Genomic DNA, 18,435 nt, shown 5'->3' on the forward strand with positions numbered 1-18,435 from the left:
TTAAAAATAGATAATTATCAATGAATTAAAAAGTTGGCACGCAACTTGATATAAGCCAATCAACTGAGTTTAAACACACTGTATTGATTGAGGTTGCTATGTCTATTGCGGTTAAAAATAACATTCTTTGGGTTGGCCAACGCGATTGGGAAGTGCGTGATTTCCACGGCACCGAATATAAAACGCTGCGCGGCAGCAGCTACAACAGCTATCTCATCCGCGAAGAGAAAAACGTGCTGATCGATACCGTCGATCATAAATTCAGCCGCGAGTTCGTGCAGAACCTGCGCAGCGAAATCGATCTGGCTGACCTCGACTACGTCGTCATTAACCACGCCGAAGAGGACCATGCCGGCGCGCTGACCGAACTGATGATGCAGATCCCGGATACGCCGATTTACTGCACCGCCAACGCCATCGACTCGATCAACGGCCACCATCATCATCCGGAGTGGAACTTCCACGTGGTGAAAACCGGCGATACTCTCGATATCGGTAATGGTAAACAGCTGATCTTCGTGGAAACGCCAATGCTGCACTGGCCTGACAGCATGATGACCTACCTGACCGGCGACGCGGTGCTGTTCAGCAACGACGCCTTCGGCCAGCACTACTGCGACGAACACCTGTTCAACGATGAAGTGGACCAGATTGAACTGTACGAACAGTGCCAGCGCTACTACGCCAACATCCTGACGCCCTTCAGCCGCCTGGTGACGCCGAAAATTACTGAAATCCTCGGCTTCAACCTGCCGGTGGATATGATTGCCACCTCCCACGGCGTGGTCTGGCGCGATAACCCGACGCAAATCGTCGAGAAATATCTCGAGTGGGCGGCGGATTACCAGGAAGATCGCATCACTCTCTTCTACGACACCATGTCCAATAACACCCGCATGATGGCGGACGCCATCGCTCAGGGGATCACTGAAGTCGACCCGCGGGTAGCGGTAAAAATCTTCAACGTCGCCCGCAGCGACAAAAACGACATTCTCACCAATGTTTTCCGCTCGAAAGGCGTGCTGGTGGGCACCTCCACCATGAACAACGTGATGATGCCGAAAATCGCCGGGCTGGTGGAAGAGATGACCGGGCTGCGTTTTCGCAATAAACGCGCCAGCGCCTTTGGCTCACACGGCTGGAGCGGCGGCGCGGTAGACCGTCTGTCCACCCGCCTGCAGGATGCCGGTTTTGAGATGTCGCTGAGCCTGAAAGCCAAATGGCGCCCGGATATCGACGCGCTGGAACTGTGCCGCCAACACGGACGCGACATCGCCCGCCAGTGGGCCCTCTCGCCGCTGCCGGTTGCTGAAGCAGCGACAACGCCGGAACAACAAGACTGCGCCTGCGCCGCCGCCGCGGCCGCCGATCTCGGTCCCATGATGCAGTGCAGCGTGTGCCAGTGGGTATATGACCCGGCGAAAGGCGAACCTAACCAGGATGTACAGCCGGGTACGCCGTGGAGTGAAGTGCCGGACAATTTCCTCTGCCCTGAGTGTTCTCTTGGCAAAGATGTCTTTGACGTACTGGCGACGGAGGCAAAATGAGTGATGGCATCGTCATCATCGGCTCGGGCTTCGCGGCCCGCCAGCTGGTGAAAAATATCCGTAAGCAGGATACGCAAATCCCGCTGACGTTAATCGCCGCCGATAGCATGGATGAGTACAACAAACCGGACCTCAGCCATGTCATCAGCCGCGGGCAGAAGGCCGACGATCTGACCCTGCAAAGCGCCGGCGAGTTCGCCGAGCAGTACAATCTGCGTCTGTTTCCCCATACCTGGGTAAGCGATATCGACGCCGAAAACCGGTTAGTGAAGAGCCAGGATAACCAGTGGCGCTACGACAAACTGGTGCTGGCCACCGGCGCGACGCCGTTTATCCCGCCGGTGCCGGGACGCGAGCTGATGCTGACGCTGAACAGCCAGCGCGAATATGGCGCGGCGCAGAGCCAGCTGCACGACGCGAAGCGCGTGCTGATCGTCGGCGGCGGCCTGATTGGCTGCGAACTGGCGATGGATTTCTGTCGCGCCGGTAAAGCGGTAACGGTAGTCGATAACTCAGCCAGCGTGCTGGCGGCGCTGATGCCGCCGGAAGCCAGCAGCCGCCTACAGCATCGGCTCACCGAGATGGGCGTACATCTGATGCTCAAAACGCAGCTTGAGAGGTTAGAGCAAACCGCCGACGGCATTCGCGTCAGCCTCGATCGCCAGCGCGCGATAACCGTCGATGCGGTGGTGGCCGCTGCCGGCCTGCGCCCGGAAACGTCGCTGGCGCGCCATGCCGGATTGCAGATTAACCGCGGCGTGGTGGTCAATAACCAACTGCAAACCAGCGACCCGGCGATTTATGCGCTCGGCGACTGTGCGGAAATCAACGGTACGGTACTGCCGTTCCTGCAGCCGATTTTACTCAGCGCCATGTGCCTGAGTAAAAACCTGCTGGCGCAAGCGGGCGAGCTCACATTGCCGCCAATGCTGGTGAAAGTGAAAACACCGGATCTGCCGCTGCATCTGGCCGGCGACACCCGCCGCGACGATCTGACGTGGAATATCGTGGCCACCAAAGAGGGGCTGGTGGCGAAAGGCGTGGATGCCGAAAACCAGCTGCGGGCCTTTGTGGTGAGTGAAGACAAAATGAAGGAAGCCTTTGCGCTGCTCAAGCAACTGGTGAGGTGATGGTTTTCCCGGCTTGCGGCGTAAACGCCTTAGCCGGGCTACAGTATTGTCCTGGTAGCCCGGCTAAGCGCAGCGCAAGCCGGGAAAATATCCCGGCTAGCGCGCCAAATTATCGTAGCCGCGCCAGCGATAATTAAGCACCGACAGCGCCCAACAAACGACGAACAGCCCCACCACCACAAACCCGGCATCGCCGAGGTTATCGTTTAACGCCCCTACCCAGCGCCACACCCCGCCGCTTAGGGCGAACTTATCCATTAACAGCCCCAGCGCCTCCAGGCCGCCGATAAACAGCGCCACCACCACCGAGGTACCGGTGATGGTCATATTGTAATAGAGCTTGCGCTGCGGCTTGCTGAACGCCCAGCCGTAGGCGCCGACCATCAGCACATTATCAAGCGTATCCACCAGCGCCATACCGCTGGCGAACAGCGCCGGGAAGACCATAATCGACCAAATCGAAATGCCGCTCGACGCGCCGGCGGCGGAAATACCCAGCACGCCGATTTCGGTGGCGGTATCAAAGCCAAGACCGAACAAAAAGCCCACCAGATACATCTGCCAGCTGCGGCTTATCAGCCGGAAGGTCTTGCCAAACAGCCAGCTCATCATACCGCCGCCGCTAACGATTTCGTCGCTGACCTTTTCACCGCGCTTCCACGCCTGGAAGCTGCGCCACACGCTGCGCAAAATCACCAGATTGACCAGCGCCATCGCCAGCAGGAACAGCGCCGATACCGCGGTGCCAATCACGCTGCCGGTATCGTGTAGCCAGCTCATCTGCTGGCTGAAGGCGGTGGCCGTCGCGGCAATCGCCGCCGACGCCAGCACCACGATCGACGAATGCCCTAGCGAGAACCACGCCCCGACGCCAAACGGCCGCCGCCCCTGCTGCATCATCTTGCGGGTGACGCTATCAATCGCCGCAATATGGTCGGCGTCGACCGCATGGCGCAGACCGTAACCCCAGGCCAGCAGACTGGCGGCCATCAATGCCCCGCTATCGCCAAACGCCTGAAACGCCCATAGCCAGGCCAGGGCGTTCGCGGCGATAAGTCCCAATACCAGCGCCGCCGCACGCGGCTGTTGGCGTAAAATCATCGTTATCATCTTAAATCCTTTGAGACTGCCAGCGGGCGGCGGCCACCACCGCCTGACCGTAGGCGATCGCGCCATCGCCAGCGGGAAGCTGCTGCGGCAAAAGCAAAGTAAAATCAGAGAGGTAATCGCTGAGGCGGGCGGCGAGCAGCTGATTATGCAGTACGCCGCCGCTACAAACGATCGTCGCTATCCCGCGGGAAGCGGCGCGGTCGCGCGCCAGCGCCGCCAGCCCGCAGGCCAGCGCATCATGAAAGGCCCAGGCTTTCTGCGCGGGCGTCGCCTGCCAGCGCAACCACTGTCGCCAGAAGGTGGCTAAATCCAGCTCGCCGCCGCGCCAGGGCAGCGTGACCGGATGGCTGACGCCCGGACAGCTGGCGGCCAGCGCCTCCAGCCGACAGGCCGCCTCGCCTTCGTAGCTCAGGCTCTCCGGCGCGCAATCCAGCGCGTAGGCGACGGCATCAAACAGCCGTCCGCAGGAAGAGGCGCGCGGCGAATTAATGCCGCGTTCGATGGCCTGCGCCAACAGCGGCCAGTTTCGCTGCCCCAGCGCGGCGGTTTGCGGGTATGACTGCCAGTCGGGAATAAATGCCAGGCACTGGGCCAACAAATTTCGCCACGGCTGGCGCGCCGCCAGATCGCCGCCCGGCAGAGCCACGGCCGGGAGGCCGCCAAGATGTTCGCATTCGCGGTAGTTCACCCGCAGGCATTCGCCGCCCCACAGCGCGCCGTTTTCCCCCATGCCAATGCCATCAAGGGTCAGGGCAATCACATCGCCGCCGTCGAGCGGCCAGCGGTGTTCCGCCAGGCAAGCCGCCGCGTGGGCATGGTGATGCAGTACCGGCTCGACCGGTAACGACATTGACGCCGCCCACTGTGTCGAGCGATAGCCGGGATGGGCGTCAACCGCCACCCGCTGCGGCGCAAATGCATAAATGCTCTGCATTAACTGCAGCGCACTGCGCCACTGTTGCTCGACGCCCTCCTCGCCGAGATCGCCAAAATGCTGGCTCAGCACCGCCTCGTCGCCGCGCGCCAGACAGAAGGTATTTTTCATATCCGCCCCCAGCGCCAGCAACGGCGGAATATTATCCAGGCCCGGCGGCAGCGGCAGCGCATCCGGCACGTAGCCTCGGGCGCGGCGCAGCATCTCACCGCTTGAGCGCACCAGCGAATCGTCCATACGCTGCACGATATCGCGATTATGTAGCAGAAAACCGTCGGCGATATCGGCTAAGTCGGTGAGCGCTTCGCGATTACTCAATGCCGGAGGGCGGCCGCTGAGGTTGCCGGAGGTCATCACTATCGGGCGCGCCAGCGCCTGCAGAAGTAAATGCTGCAGCGGATTAGACGGCAGCATCACCCCAGCTTCCGCAAGCCCTGGCGCAATCTCGTCACACAGGCCGGGAACCTGCGCTTTAGCCAGCAATACAATCGGCGCGGCGGGCGAGCGCAGCAGCGTTGCCGCCGCGGCGGGTAATCCCGTGGCCGTCGGCAGCATTACCGCCAGCGGTTTTGCCGGGCGCCGTTTTCGCGCGCGCAGCGCTGCCACCGCCACGCTATTGCCGGCATCGCAGGCCAGATGAAAACCGCCAATCCCTTTTATCGCCACAATATCGCCCGCAGCCAGCCGCGCGACGGCCGCCTGCAGCGCCGCTTCAGCGAATAGCGTTAGCGTTCCCGCCCGCCACTCCAGCTGTGGGCCGCAATCGGCACAGGCCACCGGCTGGGCGTGAAAACGGCGATCGGCAGGCTCCCGGTACTCGGCAGCGCAGCGCGGACAAAGTGGGAACGGCGCCATCGCCGTAAAGGGACGATCGTATGGCATGGCGCGAATAATGGTGAAACGCGGCCCGCAGTGGGTACAGTTGATAAAGGGGTAACGGTAACGGCGTTCTTGCGGATCGTTCATCTCCGCCAGGCACGCCGGGCAGGTTGCGGCATCGGGAACAATCTGCGTGCGCATACTGCCGCCGCCGCTGTGGCGAATGGTGAAATCCTGAGGAAGCTTATGCCAGTGAAACGGGGTGCAGTCGGTGCTGTCAATACGCGCCAGCGGCGGGCAGTGACGGGCCAACGCGGCAGTAAAACCACCGTCGTCGCCGGTCAGTCTGACCAGCACGCCGTCGCCGTCGTTACAGACATCGCCGCCGCGCGCCATTTGCCGAGCCAGTTGCCAGACAAAGGGGCGGAAACCCACCCCCTGCACTTTGCCGCGAATGCGGATTTGCACCCCGTTCATGCGGCGTATTACCAGGCCAGCGCCGTACGGCGACGTTTTTCGAGGTTCATCTGCTCAAGCTTGTTGCGGTCGACGCAAACCAGCGCGTGCGTCGGGCAGGCTTCAATGCAGGCCGGACCGCTATCGCGCTGGTGGCACAGGTCGCACTTGTTGGCTTCGGCTTTTTCCGCCATGACGTTCAACCCGGCGCCGCTGTGGCGAACGACCGGGCGCACCACCACTTCCATCGCCCCATACGGGCAGGCCACGACGCAGGTTTTACAGCCGATGCAGCGCTCCTGCATCACGTGGACAAAGCCTTTATCGCGGCTGATGGCGCCGTTCGGGCAGACGTTGGCGCATGGCGCGTCTTCACATTGACGACAGGCCGTCGCCGTCGACACATTGACACCTTTGATCACGTGAATACGCGGCAGGAACGACTGCGGCGTCAGCGCGGCGCAATCCTGATTTTCCTGATGAGAGACCACGCAGGCCACTTCACAGGTGCGGCAGCCGATGCATTTGCTCGCATCGGCGATAATGAAACGGTTCATCCATTTCTCCAGCGGAAAGAAGTTAACGCGCCGGATTATGCATAATACGTTCCAACTTTTATTTCATTGAAATTTAAGGAAATTAAATTAACAGCAGCTGTCATCGTCACAACTGACGATGACAGCTGACGACATCAGACATGCGGGCCGCGCGCCAACGACTCGCGTTCAATCAGCTCGCCGGGGAAAGTTTGCTGATATTTAAATTCCCCGCCATCGAGCATAAAGATCAGCCTGTTGATGCTCTCTTTCATCATTTCGGTGACCGGAATTTTAACGCTGGAGAGCGAAGGGATCACATACGGCGCCAGCGCGATGTCATCGAAACCGATCACCGATACCTGCTGCGGCACCGCGATCCCCTGCTGGTGCAGTTGCTTAATCGCGCCGATCGCCATGTCGTCATTACTGGCGACCAGCGCGCTGAAACTGACGCCGCGTTGGCAGAGCGCTTCGACAGCGGCGGCTCCGGTTTGTGGCGTCCAGCGCCCTTCAACGATCAGTTCTTGCCGCACGGGAAGCCCCAGTCCTGCCAGCGCGTCTTTATAACCAGAGAGACGCTCAACCCCGGTAGGCGAATCCAGCGAACCGGTGATAAACGCAATGTCGCGATGCCCGCTGGCAATTAACTTTTCAACCGCCATCCGCGCCGAGGCTTTGTGATCGGACCATACGCAGTGGCTGGCGTGGCGGCGCAGGCGACGGTTCAGCACCACAATCGGCTGCTGATGATTGTCGATTATCTCATCCATCTCATCGACGCTAAGAAAGCGCGGATAGATGATGATCGCATCACAGCGCATATCGAGCAGATACTGAATCGCCTCGCGCTCCTCTTGCGCGCTGTGTTTACCGTCGGCAAGGATCAGCTGCCGCCCCTGATCTTCCGTCAGCCGCGCCACGTGAAACAGCAGCTCGCTGAAATAGACGCCGTGATAAAGGGTGTTGGTTACCACCAGTCCGATAGTCTGGCTTTTTTTGGTCGCCAGATTACGCGCCAGCAGATTCGGCCGATAACCGCTTTCGGCAATTGCCTGAAACACCCGGTCTTTGGTTTCCTGGCTGACATAGCCGTTGCCCGACAGCACCCGCGACACGGTCGCCTTTGATACTCCCGCGCGCTTCGCAACCTCCAGCATCGTTGCCATGGGGTTCTTCCTGTAACTTAAGTTGCCTGCAGTGTACTGCACGTCTCGCCGTTTTTCAGCAGCCGACATCACCGGGATGCTTTCCAGCCGCTGCCTACAAAGCGATCAAAATCACAAATTTGCAAAGTGATTTTTTTAATTCTTGTATGACTCAATGAAACTCATCATGATTTTGTGGAACCGGTTTCCTATGCATATACCGCGCATAGCCGCCGTCAGGCGCTGGCGTGTAATCAGTACCCTATTGATAAAACAGGATAAAATCCGATGTCTAAAAATTATGCAGCCCTGGCGAACCAGATCCTGACGGCGCTCGGCGGCGCAGATAATGTCGTTGCCGTGACCCACTGCATGACCCGCCTGCGCTTCGTGGTGAAAGATAACCAACGCGTGGACGCCACGGCGCTGAAAGCGCTGCAAGGGGTACTTGGCGTCGTGCGTAGCGATAACCAATGTCAGGTGATCATCGGCAATACCGTCTCGCAGGCGTATCGCGAGGTGCTGAATCTGCTGCCCGGCGAGTTGCGCCCGGCGGAGCCGCAGGGGAAACCGCCGCTGACCTTAAAACGCGTCGGCGCCGGGATCCTTGATGCGCTGATCGGCACCATGTCGCCGCTGATCCCGGCGATTATCGGCGGATCGATGGTCAAACTGCTGGCGATGATCCTGGAGATGAGCGGCGCGTTGCCAAAAGGCTCTCCGACGCTGACCATTCTGACGCTTATCGGCGACGGCGCGTTCTTCTTCCTGCCGCTGATGGTTGCCGCTTCCGCGGCGGTAAAATTCAAAACCAATATGTCGCTGGCTATCGCTATCGCCGGGGTGCTGGTGCATCCGGGATTCATCGAATTAATGGCTAAAGCCGCGCAGGGAGAACACGTTGAGTTCGCCTTCATTCCGGTTACCGCGGTGAAATACACCTACACGGTGATCCCGGCGCTGGTGATGACCTGGTGCCTCTCTTATATCGAGCGCTGGGTCGATCGCATCACCCCGGCGGTGACGAAAAACTTCCTTAAACCGATGCTGATCGTGCTGATTGCCGCGCCGCTGGCGATCCTGCTGATTGGCCCGCTCGGCATCTGGATCGGCAGCGCGATCTCCGCGCTGGTGTACACGATCCATAGCTATCTCGGCTGGCTGTCGGTAGCGATCATGGGCGGACTCTGGCCGCTGCTGGTGATGACCGGGATGCACCGCGTCTTTACGCCAACCATCATTCAAACCATCGCCGAAACCGGCAAAGAGGGGATGGTGATGCCATCGGAAATCGGCGCCAACCTGTCGCTGGGCGGATCGTCGCTGGCGGTGGCGTGGAAAACCAAAAACCCGGAGCTGCGCCAGACCGCGCTAGCGGCGGCGGCATCGGCGATTCTGGCCGGGATTTCCGAACCGGCGCTGTACGGCGTGGCGGTACGTCTGAAACGCCCGCTGGTCGCCAGCTTAATCAGCGGCTTTATTTGCGGCGCGGTGGCGGGAATCGCCGGGCTGGCCAGCCATTCGATGGCGGCACCGGGGCTGTTCACCAGCGTCCAGTTTTTCGATCCGGCCAATCCGATGACTATCGTTTGGGTCTTTGGCGTGATGGCGCTGTCGGTGGTGCTCTCCTTTGCGCTGACGCTGCTGCTCGGTTTTGAAGATATCCCGGTAGAAAATGCCGCCGCCGACGCCAGACAGCGCCAGGGCGCGGCCACTCACGCCTGAACACTTTTTTGAACGCGAGGTAACGCATGTCGAGTTTTCCACACGGATTTTTATGGGGCGGCGCTCTGGCCGCTAACCAGTCTGAAGGCGCTTATCTTGAGGGCGGCAAAGGGCTGACAACCGTTGATACTATTCCGCACGGCGCTCATCGCTTGGCGGTGAAATTGGGCCAGGAGAAGCGCTTTTCGCTTCGCGAAGATGAATTCTACCCAAGCCACGTGGCGATCGATTTTTACCATCGCTATAAAGAGGATATCGCCCTGATGGCGGAGATGGGATTTAGCGTCTTCCGCACCTCTATCGCCTGGAGCCGACTGTTCCCGCGCGGTGATGAACAACAGCCAAACCCGGAAGGTATCGCCTTCTATCGTGCGATGTTTGAAGAGTGCAGAAAGTACGGGATCGAACCGCTGGTCACCCTGTGCCACTTTGATGTCCCGATGCATCTGGTGACGGAATATGGCTCCTGGCGTAACCGGAAGATGGTCGATTTTTTCAGCCACTATGCGCGCACCTGTTTTGAAGCCTTTGACGGACTGGTGAAATACTGGCTCACCTTCAATGAAATCAACATTATGCTGCATAGTCCCTACTCCGGCGCCGGTCTGGTGTTTGAGGAAGGAGAAAATCAGGAACAGGTGAAATACCAGGCCGCGCATCACGAGCTGGTGGCCAGCGCGCTGGCGACAAAAATCGCCCATCAGGTTAACCCGCAAAACCAGGTCGGCTGCATGCTGGCGGGCGGTAATTTCTACCCGTATTCCTGTAAGCCGGAAGATGTCTGGATGGCGCTGGAAAAAGATCGTGAAAACCTGTTCTTTATCGATGTGCAGGCACGCGGCGCGTATCCGGTGTGGGCCGCGCGGGTATTCCGCGAGAAAGGCGTCACTATTGCCAAACAGCCAGGCGACGACGAAATCCTCAAAAACACCGTTGATTTTGTCTCCTTTAGCTATTACGCCTCGCGCTGCGCGTCAGCGGAGATGAACGCCAGCAATACCAACGCCGCCAATATCGTCAAGTCGCTGAAGAATCCGTTCATTGCGGCCAGCGAATGGGGATGGGGCATCGATCCGCTCGGCCTGCGCATCACCATGAACATGATGTATGACCGCTATCAGAAACCGCTATTCCTCGTGGAAAACGGGCTCGGCGCGCGCGATGAGATCGACGCCAACGGCGAAATCAACGACGACTACCGCATTAGCTATCTGCGTGAACACATCAAGGCGATGCGCGACGCCATCGATGATGGCATTCCGGTCATCGGCTATACCAGCTGGGGCTGTATCGATTTGGTCTCCGCCTCCACCGGCGAGATGAGCAAGCGCTACGGTTTCGTGTATGTCGATCGCGACGATGCCGGTAACGGCACGCTTGCGCGCAAGCGCAAGAAATCGTTCTGGTGGTATAAGAAGGTCATCGCCAGCAACGGGGCGGATCTGGAGTAGTCGGTATTGCCGGGTGGCGGCTTACGCCTTACCCGGCCTACGGTCCGTACTATTTATAGCCCTGCGAAGCATTAGCGCAGGCCGGGGAACGCCTGTTCCTCGGCCGCTTCCAGCGCGGCAAAACCACCCAGCCCCTGCCAGCCATCAAGCCGCGCGTATACCGTCGCGACGGCGTCTTTCACAGGCTGAGTCATCGGGTAATAGAAACCGACTATATCGGGCTGAATGCCCACAAAAATCACCTCGCCAATATCCTCTTTTAACTGATCGATAAGATAGTTAAGCGGCATGTTGTGGGTGGTCATCATAAACATGTCGGCGATATCGTCCGGGTCGACAATGCGAATTTCGCCAGGGTTGAGCCCCATATCGGTTGCATCGACGATCAGCAGCCGCGTCGGGCGCAGTTCGCGGATGGCGACGATATCGTTTTCCGGCGCGCTGCCGCCGTCAATCACCACCCAGCCGCCGACCGGATTGGCCGCGCACATTTCCGCCAGCAGCGGGCCTGCGCCGTCATCGCCCATCATGCTGTTGCCGACACACAGTAAAACGTCAGTCACGTAGTCTCCTCACCATCAGATAGATGGCGCTTTCCTGGTGAATATCGTGCAGCATGCTGAGCAGGGTTTTACTCCACGCCTGCTGCTGCGGGGTCTGCGCGGACTGCGCTTTATCAAAGGCATTAGCCAGCATCGCCACGTGATTACTGTCGATAACAATCTCGCCATACTTCGGCACGCCTTCCATTTTGCGCCGCGCGGCGCTGCCCGCCTCCAGCGTGCCAATCCACGCCAGATAGTCCTCCCACGGGCAGCTTAACGCCGCTTCCAGGCAGTCAATGACGCCGAGGTGGTGGCCAATCGCCAGGCTGTAATAGACCACCTGCTGCGCCTGATCCGGCGTCGCGTCGTTCTCATCAATAAATTTACGGCTCAGCTGACTGAACACCACCGTCTCGCTCATCGGATACGCGCCCCCTCGACCACCTGATTCAGGTGCGTGACGATCTCGGTCAGACGCGGATCTTTCTCCGCCTCCAGCCAGCGCAGTACCTGGTTATCGCCCTGCCCCAGTAGACGCATATAGTCGTCGGCAATCTGGCGACCATAGCGATAGCCGGCCAGACGGCGCGCTTCGCGATCGATACGCACCCGCAGCGGCTGCACCATGTTGGGATGCAGCAATTCGGTTGGCTGTTCGTCAAGCTCGCCCGGCAGGCGAGCGTGGATTTTTTGCTCCAGCAGACCAAGCGCCATCGCAAAACCGTACAGCGTGGCGGCAGGCGTCGGCGGACAGCCCGGAATATAGACATCGACCGGCACGATTTTGTCGGTGCCGCCCCATACGCAGTACAGATCGTGGAAGATACCGCCGCTGTTGCCGCAGGCGCCGTAAGAGATGCAGATTTTCGGATCCGGCGCCGATTGCCAGGCGCGCAGCGCCGGCGAACGCATCGCGCGGGTCACCGCGCCGGTGAACAGCAGAATATCGGCATGGCGCGGCGACGGCACTACTTTAATTCCGAAGCGTTCGGCGTCGAATAGCGGCGAAAGGGTGGCGAAAATCTCGATTTCACAGCCGTTACAGCCGCCGCAGTCGACGCGATAAACGTAGGCGGAACGTTTGATTTTTTTCAGCAGCGAGGCCTTCATGCTGGCGATGGATTCCTCCACTGTCATCGGCAGCGGAATGCCGTTTTCATCGCGCGGGCCTAATAAATTGCTCATCAGCTGGCCTCCCTCATGTGGCGAGTCAGTTCAATACGATCGGATGGCACCAGGCATTTCTGACGCTTGCATTCCGGGCAGGTCTCAAAGCTTTCGCGGTGCAATTCGGCGCGGGTATCGCCGTTGTGCTTAAGCAGCGCGATAGCGTAGTCGATCTCTTTTTGTACCGCGAAAGGCCGTTCGCAGACCCGACAGTGGCAGATGGCAAAGCGCGATTGCTGGAGGAAATCCTCTTTTTTCCACACCGCCAGTTCATACTCCTGCGACAGCTTAATCGCCGCCGTCGGGCAAACTTCTTCACAGCGGCCGCAGAAAATGCAGCGCCCGAGGTTGAACTGCCACGCCAACTGGTTAGTCGCCAGATCGGTCTCTACCGTCAGGGCGTTAGACGGACACGCATTCACGCAGGCCGCGCAGCCGATGCACTGCTGCGGATTGTGTTCCGGTTTGCCGCGGAAGTTTTTATCCACCGGCATCGGCTCCAGCGGATAGGAGTGGGTCGCGGTGCCGGTCTTGATGACTTTTTTGATAAAGGTAAACATTGTTGCTCCCAGGTTGTGTGTGGCCTTTTACCCTCACCCTAGCCCTCTCCCTAAAAGGGAGAGGGGACAGTTGTGCACGGTCAGTGAATTCGCGCTCGATCTGCCCTTCCCCCTCTCCCCTGCGGGGAGAGGGTCGGGGTGAGGGGCCCCACGCAATGGCTCAATTATTTCAGCGGCGAGTTTTTACGCTCGATGCTGTAGCGCTCCAGCTCTTTGTACGGCACCACTTTGCTCTTTTTCTTACGCACATCGACCACCGTCATGCGGTCGGTACAGGAGTAGCAAGGGTCGAGGCTGCCAATAATCAGCGGCGCGTCGGAGACGGTGTTGCCGCGCAGCATATAGCGCAGGGTCGGCCAGTTGGCGTAGGTCGCCGCACGGCAGCGCCAGCGGTACAGTTTTTGATTGTCGCCGGTCATGCTCCAGTGAATATCGTCGCCGCGCGGCGCTTCCGAGAAGCCCAGCGCGAAGCGGTGCGGAATATAGGTGAAGCCATCCACCATCAGCGGGCCGCCGGGCAGATTGTCGAGACCGAAATCAATCATATTCAGCGCGGTATAAACCTCGTTGATACGTACCTTGAGGCGGGAAATCACGTCGCAACCCTGCTCGCTGTGGACTTCCATCGGCAGCAGACCGTAACCGACGAACGGGTGATCGGCGCGAGTATCGCGGGCGTGGCCGCTGGCGCGGACCATCGGGCCGACGTTACTGAAGTCGCGGGCGATTTCTGGATCCAGACGGCCAATACCGACGGTACGCTGTTCCATATTCGGCGTGCTGAGCAGCATATCCACCAGCTCCTGCACATCGCGGCGCATCTGCTGCGCCAGCTGGCGGGTCTGGATCATGTCCTCTTTCAGCAGATCGCGGCGAATCCCGCCGATCAGGTTCATACCGTAGGTTTTACGCGCGCCGGTGAGGATCTCCGCCATCTTCATTGAGGTTTCGCGTACGCGGAAGAACTGCATAAAACCGGAGTCAAAACCGGTGAAGTGGCAAGCCAGGCCAAGGTTCAGCAGGTGCGAGTGCAGGCGTTCCACTTCCAGCAGAATGGCGCGGATCATCTGCGCGCGCTCCGGCACCACGATACCCATCGCGTTTTCTACCGACGTGGTATAAGCAGTGCTGTGGGCGAAGCCGCAGATGCCGCATACCCGGTCCGACAGGAACGTTACTTCGTTGTAGCCCATGCGGGTTTCCGCCAGCTTTTCCATGCCGCGATGGACATAGAACAGGCGGTAATCGGCGTCGATAATGTTCTCGCCGTCGACAAACAGACGGAAATGGCCTGGCTCATCGGAGGTGACGTGCAGCGGGCCAATCGGCACCACGTTGTTTTTCTTACTGCCGAGCTCGTTAATGAATTCGTAGGTCTCCGCGTCGGTGGTCGGCGCCGGGCGCTGGCGGTAGTCCATGCTGTCCTTACGCAGCGGATAGAGTTCATCCGGCCAGTCGTCCGGCAGCACCAGGCGGCGCTCGTCCGGCAGGCCCACCGGCACCAGACCGTACATATCGCGTACTTCGCGCTCGCCCCATACCGCCGCCGGCACGCGCGGGGTCACCGACGGATATTCCGGTTTATTAGCGTCGACTTCCACGCGCACGGTGATCCAGCACTTCGTGCCCTGCTCCATCGACAGCACATAGTAAACCGCATAGTGGCCGTTCAGCTTACGTTCGTCGTTGCCGAACAGTACCGACAGCCAGCCGCCCTGCTTGTAGTACAGGAACTCGACCACTTCCGGCAGGTAGTTAACCTTCACGGTGACGGTTAGCTGATCTTTGGTCTGCCAGGCTTCGTCCAGCACCACGCCAGGAAAGGCCTGGTGCAGCGCCGCAAGATAGTGTTGACCGATTTTTTCTTCAGACATGCTCAAATTCTCTTAATCACGCCACCAGCAAGGAGACGAAAGCTAAAAAGGCGAAACCAAACCCGGCCCAGGTAACGCGGGAGGTGGCACAAAAGCGCAGACGCGCCATGCTGTTTTCGAACAGCGCGATAATCAGCACTCCCGCCACCAGCTTGACGATGGCGACCACCAGCGCCAGCAGCAGGCCTGGCGCGCTAAAACTGGTCATCTGTCCCCACGGGATAAATACGCCGACGAACATCTGCAGCACCACCAGCTGTTTCAGGCTGATGCCCCACTTCAGCACCGCGAAACCGCTGCCGCTGTACTCGGAAAGCGGCCCTTCCTGCAGTTCCTGTTCGGCCTCGGCTAAATCGAACGGCAGCTTGCCCATTTCGATGAAGGTGGCGAAAGCGCAGGCGCACAGCGCCAGGATCAGCGGGATGCTGCGCGCGGCGGGCCAGTGGTAAACGGTATCGGTAATCGCGCTAATATGGGTGGAGCCGGCAACCTGCGCCGCGACCCACAGCCCAAGCAGCAGAATCGGTTCGACCAGCACGCCGAGCATCGCTTCACGACTGCTGCCGATGGCGGTGAACGGACTGCCGGTATCCAGGCCGGAAATGGCGAAGAAGAAGCGGGCGATGGCGAACAGATAGATAAGCGTAATCAGGTCGCCCAGCCCCGGCAGCGGTGAATCTACGGTCACCACCGGCAGCGCGGCGGCGATGGTCAGCATCACGCCAACCATCACAAACGGCGTCAGGCGGAATACCCAGCCGGAAGCGTCCGGGCCCACGCTCTGGCGACCCAGCAGTTTCAGGATATCCCGATACTCCTGCAGTACCCCCGGCCCGCGGCGGTTATGCAGGCGCGCGCGGGCAACGCGGGTCAGGCCGGACAGCAGCGGCGCGACGGCAAACAGTACCAGCGCCTGTATTAATGCAACGAATAGGTTCACTCTCAGGCTCCTCGCGAAATCACAATCACCACCAGTACCGCCAGTTCGATCAGCGCCACGCCGCGCAGCAAGGCGGGCGCGGCGGCGTTCTGCCAGCCGGGCACCAGCCGTACCGGATTCAACCAGTGACGCAGCTTCAGCAGCGGCGCAAAGGCTTCTTTCACCGGCATGGCGAAGCCGTGGGCGGTGACCACCATCGCTTGTTCATGGTCGTAGCCGCAGACCCACGCCGCGCCGCGCGAGCGTGCCGGCAGGCGGTCGCCTTTGAAGAAGATCATCAGCAGGAACGGCAGCAGCGGACAGGCAATCAGCAGAATGGCGATCAGCGGCTGCGACACGACGCTTGTAGCCTGCGCAGGAACCGGAATAACGTGGCCGACCAGCGGCAACAACCATGGCGCCGCCACGCCGCCGATGACGCAGGACGCGGCGGCCAGCACCACGCTTAAGGTCATCAGCCAGGGCGCGCAGGTGGCGTTTTCCGCCTCTTTACTGCGCGGCGCGCCGAGGAAGGTGACGCCGTAGACTTTGGCCATACACATCACCGCCAGCGCCCCGGTAATCGCCAGGCCAACCGCCAGCAGCGGCCCCAGCAGACGGCCGATAAACACCTCGCCGGTGCTCAGCTTGAAGAAGGATTGATAGATAACCCATTCGCCGGCAAAGCCGTTCAGCGGCGGCAGCGCGGCCATCGCCATCAGCCCCACCAGCATGGCGAGTGAAATGAGCGGCATTTTTTTACCGATGCCGCCCAGCTTCTCGATATCGCGATGGCCGGTACGGAACCACACCGCCCCCGCGCCAAGGAACAGCGTGGTTTTGAACAGGCTATGGTTGATCAGGTGGTACATGCCGCCGATAAAGCCCAGCACCATCAGCGCATTATTGCCGGTAGCAATACCGGTGACGAACGCGCCGAGGCCAAGCAGAATAATACCGATGTTTTCCAGGGTGTGGTAAGCCAGCAGGCGCTGGATATTATGTTCCATCAGCGCGTACAGCCCGCCGATAAAGGCGGTAATCATCCCCAACACCAGCAGCAGCACGCCCCACCACAGCGGCGGCACGCTACCGGCCAGCGACACGGTCAGGATGCCGTACAGACCGACCTTCATCACCACTGTAGAAAACAGCGCGGCGGCCGGGGCGCTGGCGCCCGCATGCGCCTGCGGCGCCCAGCCGTGCAGCGGGATCACCCCGGCGAGCAGGGCAAAACCGAGCAGACCCGGCAGCCACAGCGCCATGTTCTGCGGCGCGCCGGCGGCCAACTGGCTAATCGCCGCCAGATCGAGAGTGCCGTAGAACGACCACACCAGCCAGCAGGTCCACGCCAGCAGCAGGGTACCGAGACGCCCCAGCGCAAACCACAGTTTGCCGGACTGCGCGCAGCCGGTAAGGAACGCGGCGCACAGCGCCATGATTTCCGCCATCACCACCAGGCTGCCGAAGTTAGTCACCACCACCGCGCAGGTGGCGGCAGCCAGCAGCAGGTTAACCAGCAGGCCGTTGGATTTGACCTGCGGATGACGATGCCAGGAAATGTTAAACAGCGAAATCGGCAGCGCCGACAGGCCGATAGCCAACAGCCACAGAGCGTTAATCCCGCCCACCCGCATCGCCAGATGCAGATACTGCAGCATGCCGCCGTTGATCCGCTCCGGCGCGATCAGCGCCGAGAAGCCGGCGACGATTAACATCGCGCTGGCGACCGCGCCGCCGATCCCGGCAATCGCGCCGCTCAGCGGTTTTCGCAAACTAAATAAAAACGCCAGCACCGCGCTGGCGGCATACCAGGCAACCGCCTGATTCACTAATGCAACCACGCTCATTTCACGCCCCCTTGTTGCGCCTGAAACAGCGACAAATCGCCGAGGTCGGTATTAAAGGTCAGTTCGCGCTTACGCTTGCTGGACTTAGCAATATCGCGAATATCCACCAGCACTAAGGCTTTGGTCGGGCAGGTGCGCACGCAGGCCGGGCCCTGCTCATCAAAGTGGCAGAGGTCGCATTTCACGGCGATAGCGCGAACGCCCGGCACCCAGTCGAGCAGCGAGCTGACGCGAGCCGGAGCCGGCGGCGCGGCGGGCGCCATCGGCGTGTTAGCGTTGGCGGGAATATCCAACGGACGGCTGCCGGAGAATTCAATCGCGCCGAACGGGCAGGCGATGCCGCACAGTTTGCAGCTAACGCACAGGCTTTCATTCAGCTGTACCGCGCCGTCAACGCGAGTAATGGCGTTGACCGGGCACACCGCGGCGCAAGGCGCGTCTTCGCAGTGGTGGCACATCTGCGGCGCAGACTCTTTTTCATTACGCATGACCTGCAGGCGCGGCATACTTTGCAGGCCATACTGGCGGTGCGTCTCGGAACAGGCGGCTTCGCAGGTGCGGCAGCCAATACAGACGCTGGAATCAGCAATTACAAAACGGTTCACCGGGTCATCCTCGGGTGAAAGTCACTTTTGACGAAATCAGGCCGCGCAGGTGTCGGTTT

General features: G+C 60.1%; 16 protein-coding genes. 4 read left to right on the plus strand and 12 right to left on the minus strand.

What is annotated here, in order from left to right; genetic code table 11:
* Positions 1-98 precede the first annotated feature (98 nt).
* Together norV and norW are read left to right on the plus strand one after the other, a co-directional pair.
* On the plus strand, positions 99-1,547 hold the full coding sequence (norV, locus tag ACSEMK_RS05695) for an anaerobic nitric oxide reductase flavorubredoxin (protein WP_113374632.1): 1,449 nt from the start codon (positions 99-101) through the stop codon (positions 1,545-1,547).
* A complete protein-coding gene (norW, locus tag ACSEMK_RS05700) occupies positions 1,544-2,677 on the plus strand; it encodes an NADH:flavorubredoxin reductase NorW (RefSeq protein WP_411325256.1) in 1,134 nt (377 codons plus the stop codon). The genes norV and norW overlap by 4 nt, the downstream gene beginning before the upstream one ends.
* Positions 2,678-2,773: 96 nt before the next feature.
* On the opposite strand, the gene ACSEMK_RS05705 is transcribed toward norW, so the two are convergent.
* From ACSEMK_RS05705 to ACSEMK_RS05720, 4 genes are all read right to left on the minus strand, one after another.
* The gene (locus ACSEMK_RS05705; RefSeq protein WP_047044127.1) at positions 2,774-3,787 is read right to left on the minus strand and encodes a HoxN/HupN/NixA family nickel/cobalt transporter; all 1,014 of its coding nucleotides are present in this window, start codon (positions 3,785-3,787) and stop codon (positions 2,774-2,776) included.
* 1 nt (position 3,788) lies between these two features.
* Positions 3,789-6,017: a carbamoyltransferase HypF gene (hypF, locus tag ACSEMK_RS05710; protein WP_430914618.1), complete on the minus strand. Its 2,229-nt coding sequence runs from the start codon at positions 6,015-6,017 to the stop codon at positions 3,789-3,791.
* A gap of 8 nt (positions 6,018-6,025) precedes the next feature.
* Entirely contained in the window at positions 6,026-6,553 is a 528-nt protein-coding gene (hydN, locus tag ACSEMK_RS05715; RefSeq protein ID WP_015370036.1) for an electron transport protein HydN, read from the minus strand.
* A gap of 134 nt (positions 6,554-6,687) precedes the next feature.
* Positions 6,688-7,701, minus strand: a complete 1,014-nt coding sequence (locus ACSEMK_RS05720) for a LacI family DNA-binding transcriptional regulator (RefSeq protein WP_430914619.1) — start codon at positions 7,699-7,701, stop codon at positions 6,688-6,690.
* 267 nt (positions 7,702-7,968) lie between these two features.
* Here ACSEMK_RS05720 and ascF point away from each other — a divergent pair, with 267 nt between their 5' ends.
* Positions 7,969-9,405, plus strand: a complete 1,437-nt coding sequence (gene ascF, locus ACSEMK_RS05725) for a PTS cellobiose/arbutin/salicin transporter subunit IIBC (RefSeq protein ID WP_435336326.1) — start codon at positions 7,969-7,971, stop codon at positions 9,403-9,405.
* A 26-nt stretch (positions 9,406-9,431) separates the two neighbouring features.
* Positions 9,432-10,856 (plus strand): 6-phospho-beta-glucosidase, encoded by a 1,425-nt coding sequence (locus ACSEMK_RS05730; RefSeq protein WP_430914621.1) that lies wholly within the window; start codon positions 9,432-9,434, stop codon positions 10,854-10,856.
* 71 nt (positions 10,857-10,927) lie between these two features.
* On the opposite strand, the gene hycI is transcribed toward ACSEMK_RS05730, so the two are convergent.
* The 8 genes from hycI to ACSEMK_RS05770 form a co-directional block, all read right to left on the minus strand.
* Positions 10,928-11,419, minus strand: coding sequence for a hydrogenase maturation peptidase HycI (gene hycI / locus ACSEMK_RS05735; RefSeq protein ID WP_430914622.1), 492 nt, complete (start codon positions 11,417-11,419; stop codon positions 10,928-10,930).
* On the minus strand, positions 11,412-11,822 hold the full coding sequence (locus ACSEMK_RS05740; protein ID WP_015370031.1) for a formate hydrogenlyase maturation HycH family protein: 411 nt from the start codon (positions 11,820-11,822) through the stop codon (positions 11,412-11,414). The genes hycI and ACSEMK_RS05740 overlap by 8 nt, the downstream gene beginning before the upstream one ends.
* The gene (locus tag ACSEMK_RS05745; RefSeq protein WP_087858548.1) at positions 11,819-12,586 is read right to left on the minus strand and encodes an NADH-quinone oxidoreductase subunit B family protein; all 768 of its coding nucleotides are present in this window, start codon (positions 12,584-12,586) and stop codon (positions 11,819-11,821) included. Before ACSEMK_RS05745 ends, ACSEMK_RS05740 begins: the two co-directional genes overlap by 4 nt.
* Positions 12,586-13,128, minus strand: coding sequence for a formate hydrogenlyase complex iron-sulfur subunit (locus tag ACSEMK_RS05750; RefSeq protein ID WP_015370029.1), 543 nt, complete (start codon positions 13,126-13,128; stop codon positions 12,586-12,588). Before ACSEMK_RS05750 ends, ACSEMK_RS05745 begins: the two co-directional genes overlap by 1 nt.
* A 164-nt stretch (positions 13,129-13,292) precedes the next feature.
* Positions 13,293-15,002, minus strand: coding sequence for a formate hydrogenlyase subunit HycE (hycE, locus tag ACSEMK_RS05755; RefSeq protein WP_015370028.1), 1,710 nt, complete (start codon positions 15,000-15,002; stop codon positions 13,293-13,295).
* A 16-nt stretch (positions 15,003-15,018) separates the two neighbouring features.
* The gene (locus ACSEMK_RS05760) at positions 15,019-15,942 is read right to left on the minus strand and encodes a respiratory chain complex I subunit 1 family protein (protein WP_045377374.1); all 924 of its coding nucleotides are present in this window, start codon (positions 15,940-15,942) and stop codon (positions 15,019-15,021) included.
* A 2-nt stretch (positions 15,943-15,944) separates the two neighbouring features.
* Positions 15,945-17,771: a formate hydrogenlyase subunit 3 gene (gene hycC, locus ACSEMK_RS05765; protein ID WP_271032893.1), complete on the minus strand. Its 1,827-nt coding sequence runs from the start codon at positions 17,769-17,771 to the stop codon at positions 15,945-15,947.
* Complete coding sequence (locus ACSEMK_RS05770) at positions 17,768-18,376, minus strand: 4Fe-4S dicluster domain-containing protein (protein WP_015370025.1); 609 nt, start codon at positions 18,374-18,376, stop codon at positions 17,768-17,770. The genes hycC and ACSEMK_RS05770 overlap by 4 nt, the downstream gene beginning before the upstream one ends.
* Positions 18,377-18,435 lie beyond the last annotated feature (59 nt).

Origin of the sequence: Klebsiella sp. K-3 (assembly GCF_051207495.1) — a bacterium.
In the GTDB taxonomy this organism is placed as follows: Bacteria; Pseudomonadota; Gammaproteobacteria; order Enterobacterales; family Enterobacteriaceae; genus Klebsiella; species Klebsiella aerogenes.